Genomic DNA, 19,824 nt, shown 5'->3' on the forward strand with positions numbered 1-19,824 from the left:
TAATTCCCTGTGAACCAAATCTCTCCAAATCACCTTCATATTCAGTAACTTTACCGTTCAAAATTTTGAAGCGACATGACCCAAAAAGTTGAGATTTATAAGCCCAAGAATCACATTCGAATTGTAACTGCAGCGTCCCTTTTTGATGGGCACGATGCAGCGATCAACATCATGCGACGAATCATCCAGTCGACCGGCTGTGAGGTGATCCACTTGGGTCACAACCGCTCCGTACAGGAGATCGTGGATTGTGCCATCCAGGAAGATGCACAAGCCATCGCCATCACTTCTTATCAGGGCGGGCACGTGGAGTACTTCAAGTACATGTATGACCTGCTGAAAGAGCGGGGGGCAGACATCAAAATCTTTGGTGGAGGAGGAGGAACCATCCTTCCGGAAGAAATCGAAGAGCTGCACAATCACGGCATCACGCGTATCTACTCCCCGGATGATGGACGCTCCATGGGATTGCAGGGTATGATCAATGACCTGGTAAAGCAAAGCGATTTTGCCGTAGGTGAAAACCTGAATGGACAGGTGAAGAAGATCAACACCAACGATCATGCAGCGATTGCTAGGGTTATTTCAGCTGCAGAAAACTATCCCGACCAAAATAAAGAAGAGATGGAGGCCTTGCGCAAGCAGGCTGCTGATACCCCGGTGCTTGGAATCACCGGAACGGGTGGAGCTGGTAAGTCTTCACTGGTAGATGAGCTGGTACGTCGCTTTCTTGTAGACTTCAAAGACAAAAACATTGCAGTAATCTCTGTTGATCCGTCCAAGCGAAAGACAGGCGGAGCGCTACTTGGTGACCGAATCCGTATGAACGCCATTTTCAACAACCGTGTATACATGCGCTCACTGGCTACTCGTCAATCTAACCTCGCACTATCCAAGTATGTACAGGACGCTATAGATATTGTAAAAGCAGCAGGTTTTGACCTGATCATCCTGGAAACTTCCGGTATTGGTCAGTCTGATACGGAGATCACTGACCACTCTGATGCGTCGCTTTACGTGATGACACCAGAATATGGGGCGGCCACTCAACTTGAGAAAATCGATATGCTGGACTTTGCAGACATGATTGCCCTCAATAAGTTCGATAAGCGTGGTGCTTTGGATGCTTTGAGAGATGTGAAGAAACAATATCAGCGCAACCATCAGCTGTGGGATGCGAAAGAGGAAGATTTGCCGGTCTTCGGAACCATTGCATCACAATTCAATGATCCGGGCATGAACAAACTATACCTGTCGCTGATGAACCTCATCGCGGAGAAAACCGGAGCAGAACTGAAGTCTTCGTTTGCCAGCACAGATGAGATGAGCGAAAAAGTGTTCATTATCCCACCAAAAAGAACACGATACCTCTCAGAGATTACCGAAACGATTCGAGGCTATAATGAGAAAGCCCTTGAACAGAAGGAGGTCGCGCAGAAGCTTTACAGTTTGGAGAAATCCGGTGAAATTCTAAAGGATCAGAAAGACGCTTTAGCCGCCATTGATAAAGCCAAAGAAGAATTGAAACTGGATCTTGATCCACACAACTTGAAACTTTTGGAAGAGTGGGAGGCAAAGAAAGCCAACTACGAAGGGGAAGAGTATACCTACGAAGTACGCGGCAAAGAAATCAAGGTAGAAACGACTACCGAAACGCTTTCCCATACGAAAGTGCCACGCGTATCCCTACCGAAATACGATGGCTGGGGAGACATCCTGCATTGGAGCCTACAGGAAAATGTGCCCGGTGAGTTTCCTTTCACCGCTGGAGTATTTCCATTCAAACGAAAAGGCGAAGATCCAACCCGAATGTTTGCCGGAGAAGGAGGGCCAGAAAGAACCAACAAACGATTTCACTACGTGTCGCATGGCCTACCTGCGGCACGACTATCTACCGCATTTGATTCCGTGACCCTGTACGGAGAAGATCCTGATTATCGTCCGGACATCTACGGAAAGATCGGAAACTCTGGGGTAAGCATTTGCTGCCTGGATGACGCAAAGAAACTGTACTCGGGCTTTGATCTGTGCGATCCGACTACTTCAGTATCCATGACCATCAATGGTCCTGCTGCAACGATTTGTGCGTTCTTCATGAATGCGGCGATTGACCAGCAGTGTGAGAAGTACATCAAGGAGAATGGGCTGGAAAAAGAAGTAGAGAAGAAAATTGAGAAAATCTATAAAGACAGAGGTGTAGCTCGTCCAGTCTACAAAGGCGATTTACCTGAGGGACACAATGGACTTGGGTTGATATTGCTGGGGGTTACCGGTGATCAGGTACTTCCGGCAGATGTATATCAGGAAATGAAAGTGAAAGCACTTTCTTCTGTGCGTGGAACGGTACAGGCGGATATTTTGAAAGAAGATCAGGCACAGAATACCTGCATTTTCTCCACGGAATTCTCGCTGAGACTGATGGGTGATGTGCAGCAGTATTTTATTGACAATAATGTCAGAAACTTTTACTCAGTTTCTATCTCTGGGTATCACATTGCGGAAGCAGGAGCCAACCCGATTACTCAGTTGGCCTTCACATTGGCCAATGGGTTCACGTTTGTTGAGTACTATCTGTCACGCGGTATGGACATCAACGCCTTTGCGCCGAACCTATCGTTTTTCTTCTCCAATGGAGTGGATGCGGAATATGCGGTGATCGGACGAGTAGCCAGAAGAATTTGGTCGAAGGCCATGAAGCTGAAGTACGGAGCGAATGAGCGTGCACAGAAATTGAAGTACCACATCCAGACTTCCGGTCGTTCCCTTCATGCACAGGAAATCGATTTCAATGATATCCGAACCACACTTCAGGCGCTTTATGCGATTTATGACAACTGTAACTCATTGCATACGAATGCTTATGATGAGGCGATCACTACCCCAACGGAAGGTTCTGTGAGACGTGCCATGGCGATCCAGCTAATCATCAACAAAGAGCTTGGTCTGGCGAAGAACGAGAACCCGATGCAGGGGTCGTTCATTACCGAGGAGTTGACTGATTTAGTTGAGGAGGCTGTGATGTTGGAGTTTGACAGAATCACCGAAAGAGGAGGCGTGCTTGGTGCTATGGAAAGCATGTATCAGCGAGGTAAAATTCAGGAAGAGTCACTTTATTACGAAACCAAAAAGCATACAGGCGAACTACCAATCATAGGGGTGAATACCTTCCTTTCTTCCAAGGGATCACCAACCATCATCCCTGATGAGGTGATTCGTGCAACGAAGGATGAAAAAGAGCAGCAAATCACGAACCTCAATGCGTTGAAAGAAGGTAATGAGACGAAAGCTGAGGAGATGTTAAGCAAGCTTCAGGAAACAGCACTTCACAATGAAAATACGTTTGCAACCCTAATGGAAGCCACGAAGTATTGCTCACTGGGTCAGATTACGCATGCCATGTTTGAGGTAGGCGGACAATATAGGCGTAATATGTAAGGAGAATTAACATCCGCCTATCCTGAGCGAAGCGAAGGATCTCTGCCAATACCGCAGAAATATGTAATGCAGTACGAAGCAAAAACCCCAAAAGAATACTTACAACAGTTAGAGACTGACTGGAGGAAAGAGAAATTAATGGAAATCAGATCAATGCTGTTTGAGCTACATCCATTTAACCCGAATTATTCAAGAGAATTTCTGTCAAAGTGTTGCCAAATTTTCTATTGAATAATGACGAAAAATTTCCTTTCCGGAAATTTTTGTCAGGGTACCCAGACAAAGCAAAGCTTTCGTCTGCCCATTGGGCAAATTATGCTTATCGCATAATTTGGGTTATGGAAGGGATCAAATATAAAATGCTCAGTTATGCAGATAATAAGGGTGTGATATTTCAGTTGAATGCTCAGAAAAACTATGTGGCCTTATATGTTGGAAATGCAAGCAAGGTAGATCCATCTGGTGAATTATTAGCGGGTATCAATCATGGTAAAGGATGCCTTAGGTTTAAAAAATCCACCAATATTGCGGAAACACGGATTGAGGAATTCATATCAAAAGCGTTGGAAATGTGGCAAAGAGGTGAGGATATTGATTGCTAATTCTACTCCGTCTTAAACACGACTTTTTACAATCATATTGAATTGTCCATTGGCCATTTGAATGGCTCTGTTTTTGGCTAGTTCTACTTTAGAGCCTTCGAAAAGTGAATCAAGCGTATCAAACCATAGGCCCACCCACTGTCGAAAATGATCTTCTGTGACTCCATTTTTTAATGATCGATCCACCATGATGTGTTTCATACCTGGTTTTCCATTGAAATTTCCGGTTCCAAACAAATTCATTTCCCAGAAATCTGTCAGCATTTCCAAATGTACCGGCCATCTTTCTTCTTCAATGTGATGATTAAAAATTGGCCCAAGTAACTCATCCTTCCGAATGCGATTGTAAAAGGTGTGTACTAGTAATGAAATATCCTCTCTGGATTCTATTTGTTTCATTGGATGTAAAAGGTCTACTTCTGCAACCTATCCTCGGTGCATTTCAGTTCCATTTCAGAAATTTCGTGGTAGTTTTTTTAAGAGAATTTCATCTGTATCTTCTCCCAAAATAGATTCTTTTGGTTCGTCATAGGTAAGAAGAAATAAGGAGTCTTTTATTGAAGTAACTCCATAAATGTGAGAATGAGCATCCCAATTCTCATTTGGTCCCAAGAAGATATGATTCATTTTCATTCCAGTTTTTTTATCCACTTTAACTAAAAGTCCGATATGATAGGTCGGTTGCCAAAACCATTCTGAATAAAATTTATGTCCTTCTCCGTAGAGGTAGAGATAATCATAATCAAACGTTAATCCTTCATATTCAGTAACATGAGCTGGAATAGTAATCGAATTACTCCAATTCAAATGGCCGGTTTTTATATCAATTGCATTCAGGTATGCTTCATATGTGGAATCATTGGCTAAAGTATAATGGGTGTAAATGGTTTGATTTAATGAGTCATAGGAAACGGTAAGTTCATCAAGTGGGTCAAATGGGCCACTTTTAGTATAAATGTCTCTTTTCCACTGAACAGTATCAGAAATACCAACAAATTCAAGTGAATAACTGATGATATGATGATTTCCTTTTTTAGTGATAATGCGGATATCCCCGCTATCGGTTGATTGGAACTCTGTTAATACATGTGAAGTTGGTAAAACTTCTATATCACCCACCCATTTATTATTTGTTTTGGATAGGCTAACTCTATTGCCTAAAGAAAATATTGAATATTTATCTCTATCAGATAGAGTAAATGACAATGATTTCTGCTGATTACTTGCATTTATCCTTTTATTCCAGAGAGTATCTCCTTTCATTGAATAAAGTGTCATAATACCCTGTTCTAAAACACCATCATGTTCATGGTAGCAAACCACAAGCAATGGTCCTCTATCACTCAATAACATCATTTTCTTTGAGTGATAGTCTGTAAGTGGTATGCTGGCTGATATTTCTTGGTTTTTAAACCAGGAAATATTATTCTCTCCCAGAATGATAAAGTTTTTATGATCGATCATTGTAACCTGTTGAATTCTCCCTGGTTCAAATTCTAAAGCATCTACTTTTATCACAAGTTCATTGGACGGCTTCATCTCCAACACCTCTTCATTCTGTATGAGATTTATTATGAGGTTATCCAGCATATTGATCATAAAAGCAGAACTAATCAAAAAGGGAATAATAACCGCGATAACTCCTTTTAGAATTGACCAGGACCAATGCTGAATTCGAAGTGCAATTACAGGGTAAACAGAGATGAAGAAGAAAGTAGGAATGATGATTAATTCTGATTCAATATCTAGGCTGTTCAATACGAAAACCAAAATGATTAAAAGCGTGAACATTACAGACGTCAGGTAAAATGAGGCAGAAAGAAAAAATCCCCATGGTTTTTTTCTATAAAAAAGGAGTTTGAGTGAAAAAAAATAGAAGGGTATAAATGCAATTGCTGTTATTTAGCCGTAATAATCTTCTTCAATACTCTTATTTAACTCTACGTATCGTTGATGTGGAAGAGGATATTTCCACATTTGAAAATCACCAATATCAAAGCCTGCTGAATTGTATAAGTAATAAATAACAAAAAGAACGGTAAATACATTGAAAGTAAACTTCAATTCACCTGTATAGGTACCATCATTGGCTTCAATGACTTTGGTGGATCTTAGAAAAGAATCTCTGAAGGTTCGAAAAAACCGGAAATCATATTCACTAAAATCCCTAAAGTAGGGACCAAACTCACGTTTCAAGAAATTGACAATACGCATTGCTATGCTCACCAACCAATTCCGTAATCCTCACCAAAATTGCTGCTGCCACCCCACATGCTGCCATTTTCCCAATCAAAGAATATGGCATTGATAGGACCTGAGGTACGTTCACGAATCTGTAGCGTATAACCCATCTCTCTCAATTTCTTTCTCACATAGTCAGGAGTATCTTCTCGAATTAAAAGTTTCCCTGGCTCTATTTCATGTTGACCAAAAGATCCGCGCATTTGATAGCTGTTGATGTTTGCTGCTTCTGCCGCTTCCTGAACATTCATATCAAACTCTACCATATTCAGAAAAAACTGCAAGAGGTTTTGGTCTTGAGAATCACCACCCTGTACTGCGAATGAAAGGAATGGCTTGCCATCTTTCAAGGCCAATGTCGGAGTTAGTGTAGCTCTAGGTCGTTTACCAGGTTCGATGACATTGTAGGGATTTTCACTTTCATTGAGTACAAAGCTCTGGGCTCGTTGACTTAGCCCAATCCCGGTATTCCCTGCAATTGCTGCGGGCACCCAACCACCACTTGGAGTGATTGATACAACCCAGCCTTCTTCATCGGCAGCTTGAATCGAAGTGGTACCATTATATATCTCTGTGCCGGTTGGAAATTCTGATTGAGGAGATTGGATATCAGGAACAAACCCTGTTTTCCCATTCATTTCCTTCGTCCAATCCTCAATGTATTTCAAGTATGGATTTTTTCCATCCTGGAATGGGTACGGATCTCCAGGTTTTACCTCAGCGTTATTTTCCTCCCAGTTGATTTCTTTCAGCCTTGCTTTGGCGTACTCTTTAGACATCAGTCCTTTAATTGGTTCTTCAGGGGGGAAATAAGGGTCACCATAGTAAAAGTCACGATCAGCGAAGGTCAGGTTCATGATCTGATAAAGTGCATGGATGTAGTTGACCGAATTGTAACCCATTGACTTGACATCCAATTGCTCCACCATGTTCAGGGATTGGAGCATGACAGGGCTCTGTACCCAAGAGGTAAGCTTGTACACATCGATCCCTTTGTAGTTTGTCTTTAATGGTTCTTCGATGTAGACTTTCCAGTCTGCCAGGTCTTTCTTGGTGATCAATCCACCTAAATCTTTTACTCCATTCACGAAATCATCGGCAATGTCCCCGGTATAAAATCGATCATACGCAGCATAAATGGCCTCTTTTCTGTTTTTTCCTGCCTTAAGCGCGTTTTGTTCAGCTTCAACAAGTTTAGATAGTGTATTGTACAGGTCTGATTGAACAAAAATTTCACCTGCTTCAGGAGCTTCCCATTCTTCACCTTTATTAGTTAGAAAAACCTTTTCAGAGGGTGGCCATTTTTTTATTTCATCTTTTGATCCTTCAATTCTACTCGCTGTTTGTCCTTCCATCGGATAACCTTGTGCCATTTCCATGGCAGGAGCAAGGACCTCTTCTAGGCTCATGGTTCCATATTCCGCAAGCATAGTCATCAACCCTCCGGGAGTTCCGGGAGTTACTGCTGCAAGTGGACCGAAATTGGGAGGGTAGTCGTATCCTTTTTCTTTATAGAACTCTGCAGTTGCACCAGAAGGCGCCACACCAAGGGCATTGATTCCGATTACCTTCCCAGTGTTGGGGTTATAAATCAATGCTTGCGTTTCACCACCCCAGCTAAGTACGTCCCACATAGTGCTTGTCGCACCGAGCATGGCGCAAGCTGCATCTACAGCATTTCCACCTTGATTAAAGATCATAGCGCCAGCGGTTGCTCCTAAGGGCTTGCCGGTAATGGCTATCCAGTGCTTACCATGTAGAACAGGTTTTTGCGTGGATTGTGCAACAAGGATAAATACACATAGTATGCATAATGTAAAATGGAGGAGTCTTTTGGTTAGCATGATGAGGATAGGTTTTAGTCATTGAATGTACCTCAATTTACTAATTATAGCTGTTTTTTGAAGTCATAAAAAAGGGCAGCTCCTGGAGCCGCCCGAAATCGCATTAGCCTAAGCTATTGCCTCCTTAGTTTGCCTTCACGATCCTTCTTCGTGTGATGGTGTCATTTGAAACTACTTCAAGAACATAGACACCAGCTTTTAAATCTGATAGATTTAGTATTCCATAGCTCATTTCTTTTTCTATCATAACCTGACCGTTCAGGTTTACTAGCCGCATTCTTGATGTATTGTTTGATTCTATGGTTAAATAATCAATTACCGGATTTGGATAGATATTTATTTGGGGGCCAGGATTCGCTGAAAGCACAGCTTCTTCCACTTCAAAGGAGGTGCTTTCAGATGCCGCATTGAAATTCTCATTTCCTGTTTGAGAGACGGTCACGGTTACAGTTCCAACATTTCCGTCTAAGGTGATGGTGGTGCCAGCAATCGTAGCAGGTCCACTCACTTCATAAGTTAAATCTAGCTCGGAATCAACCTCAGCAACTATATCGAACGCTGCATCGGTGGTCAACTTATCCTCGATAGGAGTGATTGTGATAACCTGATCTGCTTTTGCAACTTCAAAAGTTTGAGTTACTTCCTGTGCAGGGTTGTAAGTATCATCGCCTGCTTGATTAGCAGCAATCACGGCAGTTCCTGCTCCGGTTATTGTTACCTCAATTCCATTCAAAGAAACAGGCCCACTTACCACACTGAATGTTACATCCAGACCTGATGTGCTTGAAGCAGAAAGCTGAAATGGATCATCACCGAAGACCTTGTCAGCAATCTCAGAAAAAGTAATGGTTTGATCTTGTTTTGAAGGATCCGTAACATCAAATGATTCAGAGGCTGAAGCACTGTTGTAGTTATCATTTCCAGTTTGAGAGACGTTCACGATTACTGTTCCAACATTTCCGTCTAAGGTGATGGTGGTGCCAGCAATCGTAGCAGGTCCACTTACTTCATAAGTTAAATCAAGCTCGGAATCAACCTCAGCAACTATATCGAACGCTGCATCGGTGGTCAACTTATCCTCGATAGGATTGATTGTTATAACCTGATCTGCTTTTGCAATTTCAAAAGTTTGAGTTACTTCCTGTGCAGGGTTGTATGTATCATCGCCTGCTTGATTAGCAGCAATCACAGCAGTTCCTGCTCCGGTTATTGTTACCTCAATTCCATTCAAAGAAACAGGCCCACTTACCACACTGAATGTTACATCCAGATCTGATGTGCTCGAAGCGGAAAGCTGAAACGGATCATCGCCAAAGACCTTGTCAGTAATCTCAGAAAAAGTAATGGTTTGATCTTGTTTTGAAGGATCTGTTACATCAAATGATTCAGAGGCTGAAGCACTGTTGTAGTTATCATTTCCTGTTTGAGAGACGGTCACGGTTACTGTTCCAACATTTCCGTCTAAGGTGATGGTGGTGCCGGCAATCGTAGCAGGTCCACTCACTTCATAAGTTAAATCAAGCTCAGAATCAATCTCAGCAACTATATCGAACGCTGCATCGGTGGTCAACTTATCCTCGATAGGAGTGATTGTTATAACCTGATCTGCTTTTACAATTACAAATGATTGAATCACTTCGGATGCAGGATTGAATGTATCGTCACCGGCTTGATTGGCGGCTATGGTTGCAGTGCCTGCTCCTGTAATAGTCACCGTATTACCATTCAATGAAATAGGCCCCTCAACTATAGTTAACAATACGTCAAGGCCTGAAGAACTTGAAGCTGAGATCTGAAATGGATCATCTCCAAAGACTTTGTTCCCAATTTCAGCGAATGTAATAGTCTGATTCTGTTTGGATGGATCGGTAACCTCAAATGACACAGATGCTGAGGTGCTTTTGTAATTAACATTACCAGCCTGCGATACTGTGATTGTCACAGATCCTGTTTCACCTGTTAAGCTGACAGTAGCTCCTTCATTAGTGGCAGGGCCTGAAACACTATAGGTTAGTTCAAGGCCTGAGTCCACTTCAGCATCAATTTCAAAAGGACTGTAATCAATCAATTTATCATCAATTGGAGTGATTGTGATAAGCTGATTTGCTTTATCAATCTCGAAAGTCTGAGTGACTTCTTGGGCCGGATTATAAGTGTCATCACCAGTCTGATTGGCTGTAATAGTAGCTGTTCCTGCTCCTGTAATTGTCACGGTGTTTCCATCTAATGAGATCGGTCCATCAACGACTGTAAATAGCACGTCAAGATCGGATGAACTTGAAGCTTCAAGCTGAAATGAATCATCACCGAAAACTTTATCTTCTATTTCGGAGAATGTGATGGTCTGATCGAGCTTACTTTCAGTAGTAAAGTTCCATTCGGTTGATTCAATGATGCCGCTAAACCAATTATTGGAAAGATCCGCAATTACTCCATCAGCTAGATATATGTAATAAGAAGATTCTCTATCAAAATCTTGATGAGGAATGGAAAGTACGTTTCCGTCTATATTATCTGCTGTAAGAGGAACTACTTCAAAATTTTGATTGCTTCCGAATTTTATAATTGCTTGCTTGGTTGCACCACTTGTAGCTATCATGATATCTTCATCAAAAGTGATGGTCAAGGCTTCATCTACCGCAATATTGGTTGCATCATCAGTAGGATTTAAGGATGTAATGACTGGAGCAGTTTCATCTGGAGCAGCTTCGGTTGTAAAGGTCCAGGTCATGGTATCATCAAAGCCTGCAAACTTATTTCCAGCAAGATCCTCGATAGCATTGTTTTGGATTGTTACATAATACTCTGTTTCATATTCTGGAGCTTGATTAGTGTACTCTGATAAATGTATAGTTAATACGTTTCCATCAATGCTAAATTGATCTTCTTCAAACGCAGGTCTACCGCCTAATATCTGAGCCCCATTCGATACCTTTTTGACTCTAACAAATCCTCCATCAGCGCTCCCTACAATTGGCTCATCGAATGTGATTTCTAAATCTTCATCCAACGAAACATTTAATGAGTTGTCAGATGGATTTAGACTGGTCATTACTGGAGCTATTTCATCTGGAGCTAATTCCGTCGTGATGACCCAATCAGCATCACCTGTGATATTTTCGGCGGCATTTCCCCAAACATCTTCAATTGCATTGGTTATGGTGAAATATATCTCTGTTTCATAAGGAAGGTCAATAGGGATGTCATATGTTACCATATTGTCATCTACCGTTGCTCCACCTGGAAAGAACCAATTTGGCCCAATTTGTTCACCTGTTACTTTGTTAAACATCTTAAAAGTGCCAGCACCAGTAAGTTGAACCTCCTCATTAAATGTTAAGACCAGATTTGAAGTAATCGAAACATCCGTTGCTCCATTCGTCGGTGATAAAGATGTTATTTGTGGAGGATCCAGCTCACCTTCGACAGTAAAATACCAATCATCACTGCCTGTGATATTTTCTGCTCTGTTACCAGCTAAATCTTCGATCGCATTGGTTATTTCAAAGTAGACTTCTGTACCATAAGGCAAGTCAATAGGAATATCATATGTTACTTCATTATCAACTACAGAAGCTCCGCCATCGAAAGACCAAATGGTTCCTATTTGCTGATCATTGGATCGATCATACATTTTAAATAAGCCTTCACCGCTCAATTGAACATCTTCATTAAAGGTTAAAACCAAATCTGCATCTGCTGCAACGTCTGTAGATTGATGAGAGGGAGAAAGCGTTACGACACTGGGAGGGACTTCATCACCGGTAGTGAAATTCCAAGTATCAGCACCCGTAATAGTAAATGTCTGATTGAATTCATCTCTGAACGCACTGTTTGGAATATATACATAATAGGAAGTGTTTGTATTTAACTCACCAAAATCGATTGTCACCTCCTTACCATTGAGTGTAACCTCTTCTGAGTCTGTAGTGACAACAGATGCATTTGCATTATTACTTGCGTATTTAAGATAAATCGGTGCACCCGTCGCAACAGTAATATAATTATTTGTTGTGAATGACACCACTCCAGAAGTACTGACATCAACAGCATCATCTGAGGGAACAGTCGAGAGAATTTCTACTGCCCCATACGTTGTAAAACGCCAATCATTTTCTCCATCAATGGCTGTGACATTATTCCCGTCTGCATCAAAGATCACCTGACTGGATCCGTTTGTCGCATCTAGCAGAATGTAATATTCTGTGTTTTCCTGCATGGTATAGTTACCGGGTAAGTTGAAGGTTACCGTTAAGTTATCTTCACTTATTGATGCATTTGCTCCAATATTGTAATAGAGCACATCCGTTTCGCCTGCTTCTCGATATAGCTTTACAGCTCCGTTTGGATTGCCCAGATAAACCGGTTCATCAAATGTGATCTCAAAATCAATGGCATTTCCGGCTCGTTCGACTTTTGTAGCTCCATTGGCAGGACTTAATGAAACAATATCAGGTCCGTTTCCATCATTGGCTCTTGTACTAAAAGTCCAGGTTTCATCGTCATCGATATCCTCACCTCCATTTGCAATATCCTCAGCATCCACAAAAAGGCCTTCCCCCAGTGTGACGTAGTAATCTGTTCCAGAAGCTAAAGGGTTAGGTAGCGAAATAGTAGCTATCGCCCCATCTAATGAGATGTAAGGGCTGTTTTTATTGGCAAAGAAAACTTGTGTATCGTCAGAGTTATAGATCCTAATGGCTGGAATAGAAGATGTGGTTAATGCCATGTTTCGGTCATATGTAATTGACAACTCCACATTGGCAGGTATGATTTCACTTGTAGGAGAAAAGGAAACGATTTGGGGTCGGGTATCTTCTACTGTAAAAGTCCAACTTCTGTCATCCTGAATCCCTTCCCAGTCTTCACTAATTTCATCACTTCTAAGGTAAGCATCAGATACCTGTACATATAGCTCTTCTCCTTGAGGAAAATCTACCGGAAAATCGAAGGTTATGCTTGGACCATCAATGGTCATATATGTACCATTGAAATTATTAAGTTGTGCCACCAGGTCATCATTAGAAACTTTATAAACCCTGATATTGCCAGCACCAATAGCTGCATCATGAGTAAATGTCAAGGTCAAAACAGATTCCTTTGAAGCATTAGTCGAATTGTCACCAGGAGTCAACGAGACCAACTCAAAAGGACCCGGACAATCGAGGCTAAATGATGCAGTTTCATCTTTTCCCCAGTTAGCATTGGCATAGTCTACGTTGCTTACCTGAATGCACTCCAGGTTGGGAGATGTATCGACTTCAAGATATAAATTTTCATTGTTGCCATTAGCAGCATTTAAATGACGTAATGGAGAATTACCATTCAGAATAGCTTCTACCAGCACCGTATTATTTGAAATATCAATTTCTTCTAGCTGATTATACTCAATATCAAGGTATTGAAGGTTGGTGTTTTGTGAAAGGTCAATGCTTTCAATTAGTGTGCTGTATACATATAATTCCTCAAGCGCTGTGAGAGCTGTGACATCTATTGAGCTTAAATTATTATCAGTAATAGATACAGTTTCCAGAAGCGTATTATTGGACAAATCAATCGTGGTGATTCCTGTTTCAGAGGCATCCAGATCAATTAATGCAGTATTTTGAGAGATATTAAGTGATGTTATTCCAGAGTTGTTAGCGCAACCCAGCTCCAAAAGATTCACATTGTTTGTTACGTCAAGTGATGTTAAATCATTGCCCCAAAGATGAAGTTCCTTAAGCATGGTGTTAGCAGAAACATCCAGAGATGTGAGTGAATTACTGTTAGCAAAAAGATATTCAAGTTGTGTGTTTTGCGATAAATCAATAGATGTGAAATTGCTTTCAGAAATATAAATTGTGTGTAGTGCCGTGTTTGAGCTCACATCCAATGATGACAATGATGTAACACCTCTGACACTTAACCACTCCAAAGCTGTGTTCATACTCAAATCCAGTGATGAGAGTGGATTGTAATCAACCTCCAGCTTCAGTAGCGAAGTATTACTAGATAAGTCAAGGCTTGTGAGATCATTTCTATTGATATAAAGCTCCTCCAGTCCGACGAGATCAGATAGATCAATTGATGTGAGATCATTAAATGATAGATAGAGTATCCTTATGGCAGTGTTTTGACTCAAATCGACATTTGTTAAAGCATTCTGAGAAGCGTTAAGCTCGGTAATGTTTATAAATGCTTCAATTCCGGTTAAATCTGAAATAGTTAGATTATTGCAGGTAATTACTCCGGTGTAAGCAGTCGCTTCACTCACCTGAATCTCTGTATCCATATTTGTATTTATGGACGTGTTGCCTAAAAGATAAGATTTGAAGTTGGTATCAGGTATAGTAACATTTTGAGCCTCACTAGCATGAACTAAAAATAAGCTAGCGATAAAAATAAGTGCCTCGATTATCCAAAGCTTTTGTTTTAACCTTCTATGGTCTTGATCAGTAGTGTTAAGTGTTTTCATGGCTATTGCGATTTTTTTCAATCCTTGATAGCCGATGAGCGGAATGGTTAACAGCTGTTGAAAATTTTTTTTCGATTAGGTGTTAACTTTCTTGGCTTAAGAAATACTAAGTAGTGAAAATAGCCAGCGATAAAAATGTAATTGATCGGCTAGCCCAAGGCGATGAGGCTGCTTTTAAAGAAGTTTATAACACTTACAAAGAGGAGTCAAGAAACTGGCTGATCAAGCATTTTGGTACCGATTTTTCGTTTGAGGATGTGTATCAGGATTCTGTCATCGTGCTTTACGAAGCTGCTCTTGACGGGAAGTTGAAAGACTTGACGTGCACACTAAAAACATACCTTTTTGCTGTCTGCAGAAACCAATTGCTGAAGCGATTTAAAATGCAGAGAAGACAGGATGATAAGGTAGATCAGATAAAGGTTTATTACCGGGAATGGCTGGAAGAAGAAGAGAATGAAAACGGATTAATCAATCAGCTAAAAAAGCACTTTGGTGAAATGAAAGAGCCATGCAAATCGATACTAAAAATGTTTTATTATCAATCGATGAGTTTAGAGCAGATTGCCGAAACGCTAAAATACTCTGACAAAAATGTATTGAAAGTGCAAAAGTCAAGGTGTGTCAAATACTTAAAGGATAAGGTATGGAAGATATAGAGCAAATACGGAAATACATTCAAGATAAACTTTCTTCGAATGAGAAGGCTGATTTTGAACTGAGTCTAGATCGTGATTCTGACTTGAGAGAGGAAGTAGAGAAAGAGCGCTTGGTCATGAAAGGCATTGCCTTGGCTGAGAGGGAGCGCTTAAAAAGCTCTCTTGGTCACGAAAATAAAACCCAAACAAAATATTGGTACGTTGTTGCGGCATTGATTCCACTCTTGATCATAAGTTATCTTTTCATTTATGACTCCCAGAATACAAATTCAATTTATGCTGATTACTATGAACCTTATGGAGTGTATGAATTTGGTGAGGTGAGAGGGGAAAGCGAACGTGATGAGCTGGAAAGTATGGCTTTTGGAGCGTATAAGGCAGGAAAATACAGTGAGGCTTATGACCTAATCATTCAATTACAAAGGGAGAATAACAAAGTAGGTTATAATTTATATGCAGGGATTTGCTTGTTAGAAACTGAGAAGTATAATGAAGCACTGAAAGTATTAAATCAAATACCTGATTCATCTAAATACTACGATATTGGGATCTGGTATCAGTCGCTTACACTTATCAAATTGGATCAGATTGATGAAGCAAGTGAATTGCTGGAATCACTCGTGGAAAAGGATAATGGATTAGCTAAAAAAGCAAAAGAAATCCTGGATCATCTTTGACGCTTCTTTCTTCGTGCCATAAATACAACGATAAGGACCGGAAGTATTAGCAACCACCATTGATTGAAATCATTTTCAAACTCAAGCGGCTCGGGATTACCCGTAAAGGTGAAACCAGCCCAATAATAAGGATGGGATTTAACCGGGTCGGCGTTTTTGAGATAGGTTAATTTCGCCTGACGAAGCGCTTCATCTTTATTCATCCCTTCTCTTAAGTTTTCATATAAATAGCGCATTAATTCAGCTGTGGCTTCATCATTCACCTCCCAGTGACTCATAATTAAGTTTGGACAACCGGCGTAGAGAAATGCTTTACCCAAACTTTGCAAACCTTCTCCATTCTGGAGTTTTCCAACACCTGTATTACAAGCACTAAGAGTTACTAAGTCCGCATTAAACCTTTGATTATATAGTTCATAAGCATAAATCACACTGTCTTCAGCACCTGATAGGTAGATGGCAGACCTTCCCGGGCTCTGCAAATTCACTTTAGCATGAGTGGCAAGGTGTATCAAGTCTGACTGTTCAAATTGCTGGATGATTTGCTTTTTCGAATTGCCACTTAAATTTTGGCCTCCTATCATTTTTCTAATTTGATTGATCTCTTTTTTAGCACTTACAAGGGTTGCTTGAGCGTCTTCTCGAACTACACCTTGGTTGTCAATTGTCTGAGAATTGAAGCCTGGAGAAAGCAGGGTGCTCACCTGGACAAGTTGAGGCTCAGGTTGAGCCAACAAAGCATCCATTGAAGCTGACTGCAAATACCTAATGGTATATTTTTCTAACAGGTAGTTACCTTCTTCATCGGTCAGCAGATCAAAAGGCAGGTAAAAAAGCTCATTGCTAGGAACAATGTTCAATCTGGAGATTTGATCGAATGCTGCAACTTCAGATAAGCTTAATAAGTCAAACAACGATTCTTCAAAACGAAGGTCTTCTTTTCTATTTCTAATGTCTGATAAATAGGCTTCCAGTTTATCACTAAAGCCTTCGGTTTGCTTACTCCATATTTTCACTTCCTTATTTGTGATAAGCATGGTATAGATTTCTGATTTCTTATCTACTTCATACTCTCCATTGTTATAGACTAGAAAAGCTGATTTATCATTTAGTCGTTCTTGAAGTTGTGAGATGGACGCATATGATGTGTTAATTCGTTCCTGGTAGTAGGAGGGGTAGGACTCACGAATGACCCGATTCAAACTATCTCTCCGATTACTCTTTTTAAGCAAGTCTGTTTTTGATCCTTCATTTTGGTTTTGCAAGCTCAAAATTTCCTGTTCAATTTCAGACTTTAGGCTAAGAATTTCTTTTGGAACGTTGAGTTGATCCATCTTTTGCGCCAACTGGAATGTGGTGAAAGAGATGGCTGCTTTACTTTTCTCGGTTGTATAGAGAAATTGATCTGCATGAGCAATGTCATTACTTTTTTCAAACAACTCATAAAAGAGTTTAGATCCTATGGTGTACAAATCCGTATTGAGGTCAAGGAAATTACGCTGGTTATCATAGTATTCAATATTGCTCCAATAATAACTGGCAAGAGAATCGGCTTCTTCAAAAATTCTAGAAGCGGTCATGAGAGACTCATCATCACCCAATTTAATTCCGCTTTCAATGGCTGCTATCGCTGACTGTCCATAGAAATAAAAAGCCAGAAGCCTATTCATCATTTCCGTTTGAAAAAATTCACTTCTTGTCGCTTCCCACTGTGAAATGGCCTCTCTCCAGTCTTCATTCATCTTATAAGCAGTTCCAATTAAGGCTGTGAGTCTTAAATTGTTTTCAGGATCATTGGACAATTTCTTTTGGCTTTTTAATATTTCAAGACCTTCCTGTGATCTTCCGATTCCTGATAACAAATTGCCATAATTGATTGCTGAACTAACCGTAAGTGGGTGTCCTTCACCATATATTCGCCTTTTTTCTTCCCATCCTTTTTTTGTGTATTCCAAGGCTTTATCATAATCGAGGTAAGTGTAAATTCTTCCGAGATTATTGTAAACGGAAATTTTCCGTTCCTCAGACTGTACACCTTCACCGATTTTCAATTCTTCCAGCGCATATTCTTTTGCTTTTTCATAATCCTGAAGATAGAAATAACTCATACATAGGTTTCTGCAGGCAGTTAGCATTATTCGCTTATTCATACCTCCATTTGAAGCTAATTCATATTGTGCTTGAGCATATTTCAATGCCTGATCACGGAGACTTAAACCAGTGTAATAGTAAAAGGCAGTATTGTAGACTCTGCTCCATTCACTATCATTCTCGTCATACACATTATCATATATTTTCAAGGCTTTTTGTAAGTATTCCTCTGCCTCCTTATTTCTACTCAGCGCGATCAGAGTTAGCGTATAATTCGCAATTGCTTTAGCTGTTTTTTTATGATTTGGACCATAAGCTGATTCAAAGGCTTCCAGCGATTTGCTGTAGTATTCCTCTCCTTTTTCTTTCTGCTTTAATGGGTTATCATATAGCCAGCCAAGGCCAAAATACATTTCACCAACACCTGAGCTATTTTCTCCCATTTTTGAAATGGCAAGATTTAAATCCGCATTCATGCTGTCAATCGATTGCTGGACGTCTCTATCTAGAATGACATAAGTAAGATTGATGTAATATTTACACTCGAAATAATTTTTCCAAAGCCCTCGTTTCCTGGAAGAGGCCGCAACTTCTTTGAGCATGGGTACCGCTTCTTGAAACCGATACTCCATGAATAGCTCGGTGGCTTTATCCTGAACTTTAAAAAGTGAATCATTTGAAATTTGTGCTGAAAGATTCATTGCAATCAGCAGCAGGTATGCGACTAGTAGTTTAGTGATGATAGATGACATATTCCGAAGTTAGATAACCAGTGGCTTTATACCAAAGAATTAATAAGCATCACTTCTAGCCACTCACTCAGCTTTTTCATCAACTTACCATAATATTTCTTTGCACTGCTGTAAGTTTTTTAAGTTGCGGTGCACTAATCACAATGAATTAAAATTAGACGAATGAAACTCACGATTTCTAACCTTTCAAAAACCTATAAAAATGGGGTTAAAGCCCTGGATGATGTATCACTGGAAATCTCTTCCGGAATGTTTGGTCTGCTAGGTCCAAATGGTGCCGGTAAATCATCATTGATGCGTACCATCGCTACTCTACAAACGCCAGATACCGGCACCATCCATATAGATGACATGGACGTACATCAAAATCAGATGGAGTTCAGAAAGCGGTTGGGATACCTTCCACAGGAATTTGGGGTGTACGGTAAAATGTCTGCAGAGGCATTGCTTGAGTACTTTGCAAATCTCAAAGGTGTGGCGACAAAAGCCGAGCGTGATGCAATAGTCAAAAGCGCTCTGGAAGTGACCAATCTGTATGATGTGAGAAAGAAGCATGTAGCGAAATATTCCGGTGGTATGAAGCAACGATTCGGCATTGCACAACTGCTGCTTAACAATCCAAAGCTGATCATTGTAGATGAGCCAACTGCAGGATTAGATCCAACAGAACGTCAACGTTTTTTGAATGTTTTGAGGGAGATTGGAACCAATAATATTGTGATTTTCTCTACTCACATTGTAGATGATGTGAAGGAACTATGTACAGATATGGCCATTCTGAATGGTGGCAGCATTTTATCCCATCAGACACCAAAAGAGGCTGTAAAAGCTTTGGCTGGAAAGATGTGGAAAAAGGTGATTGACAGAGAAGATCTGGAGGCAGAAGAGGCTAAATTCAATGTCATTTCATCCAGCTTCAATGATGATAATACTGTAAATATTCGTGTCATGGCAGATGCCAATCCGGGTGATGGATTTCAGTCTGTGGATGCCAACCTCGAGGATGTGTACTTTACCACACTTGGGAAAGACAAAGAAGTTTCAGTAGCCTAAAACCACCCTGTTA

11 protein-coding genes are annotated in these 19,824 nt (G+C 40.6%); 5 read left to right on the forward strand and 6 right to left on the reverse strand.

Annotated features, from left to right (window positions below; translation table 11 throughout):
- The first annotated feature begins 75 nt into the window (after positions 1-75).
- The gene (locus ACQK2H_RS05625; RefSeq protein WP_425390475.1) at positions 76-3,435 is read left to right on the forward strand and encodes a methylmalonyl-CoA mutase family protein; all 3,360 of its coding nucleotides are present in this window, start codon (positions 76-78) and stop codon (positions 3,433-3,435) included.
- A 338-nt stretch (positions 3,436-3,773) separates the two neighbouring features.
- Entirely contained in the window at positions 3,774-4,037 is a 264-nt protein-coding gene (locus ACQK2H_RS05630; RefSeq protein WP_425390476.1) for a DUF1801 domain-containing protein, read from the forward strand.
- Positions 4,038-4,049: 12 nt separating this feature from the next.
- Here the strand turns inward: ACQK2H_RS05630 and ACQK2H_RS05635 are convergent, their stop codons facing one another.
- The 5 genes from ACQK2H_RS05635 to ACQK2H_RS05655 form a co-directional block, all read right to left on the reverse strand.
- Positions 4,050-4,436: a group III truncated hemoglobin gene (locus ACQK2H_RS05635; protein ID WP_425390477.1), complete on the reverse strand. Its 387-nt coding sequence runs from the start codon at positions 4,434-4,436 to the stop codon at positions 4,050-4,052.
- 54 nt (positions 4,437-4,490) lie between these two features.
- Positions 4,491-5,828 carry a hypothetical protein gene (locus tag ACQK2H_RS05640; protein ID WP_425390478.1) on the reverse strand — a complete coding sequence of 446 codons (1,338 nt, stop codon included), beginning with the start codon at positions 5,826-5,828 and terminating at the stop codon, positions 4,491-4,493.
- Between the two features lie 111 nt (positions 5,829-5,939).
- Positions 5,940-6,263, reverse strand: coding sequence for a hypothetical protein (locus ACQK2H_RS05645; protein ID WP_425390479.1), 324 nt, complete (start codon positions 6,261-6,263; stop codon positions 5,940-5,942).
- A complete protein-coding gene (locus tag ACQK2H_RS05650) occupies positions 6,260-8,122 on the reverse strand; it encodes a gamma-glutamyltransferase family protein (protein WP_425390480.1) in 1,863 nt (620 codons plus the stop codon). The genes ACQK2H_RS05645 and ACQK2H_RS05650 overlap by 4 nt, the downstream gene beginning before the upstream one ends.
- A 124-nt stretch (positions 8,123-8,246) precedes the next feature.
- Positions 8,247-14,579, reverse strand: a complete 6,333-nt coding sequence (locus ACQK2H_RS05655; RefSeq protein ID WP_425390481.1) for an Ig-like domain-containing protein — start codon at positions 14,577-14,579, stop codon at positions 8,247-8,249.
- A 113-nt stretch (positions 14,580-14,692) separates the two neighbouring features.
- Here ACQK2H_RS05655 and ACQK2H_RS05660 point away from each other — a divergent pair, with 113 nt between their 5' ends.
- Positions 14,693-15,238 (forward strand): RNA polymerase sigma factor, encoded by a 546-nt coding sequence (locus tag ACQK2H_RS05660; RefSeq protein WP_425390482.1) that lies wholly within the window; start codon positions 14,693-14,695, stop codon positions 15,236-15,238.
- Positions 15,226-15,915 (forward strand): tetratricopeptide repeat protein, encoded by a 690-nt coding sequence (locus ACQK2H_RS05665; protein WP_425390483.1) that lies wholly within the window; start codon positions 15,226-15,228, stop codon positions 15,913-15,915. Before ACQK2H_RS05660 ends, ACQK2H_RS05665 begins: the two co-directional genes overlap by 13 nt.
- On the opposite strand, the gene ACQK2H_RS05670 is transcribed toward ACQK2H_RS05665, so the two are convergent.
- Positions 15,906-18,758, reverse strand: coding sequence for a CHAT domain-containing protein (locus tag ACQK2H_RS05670; protein ID WP_425390484.1), 2,853 nt, complete (start codon positions 18,756-18,758; stop codon positions 15,906-15,908). The two genes, ACQK2H_RS05665 and ACQK2H_RS05670, sit on opposite strands and share 10 nt — an antisense overlap.
- A gap of 162 nt (positions 18,759-18,920) precedes the next feature.
- Here ACQK2H_RS05670 and ACQK2H_RS05675 point away from each other — a divergent pair, with 162 nt between their 5' ends.
- Positions 18,921-19,811, forward strand: coding sequence for an ABC transporter ATP-binding protein (locus ACQK2H_RS05675; protein WP_425390485.1), 891 nt, complete (start codon positions 18,921-18,923; stop codon positions 19,809-19,811).
- Positions 19,812-19,824: the final 13 nt, after the last annotated feature.

The organism is Ekhidna sp. (assembly GCF_965228795.1).
Lineage (GTDB): Bacteria > Bacteroidota > Bacteroidia > Cytophagales > Cyclobacteriaceae > Ekhidna.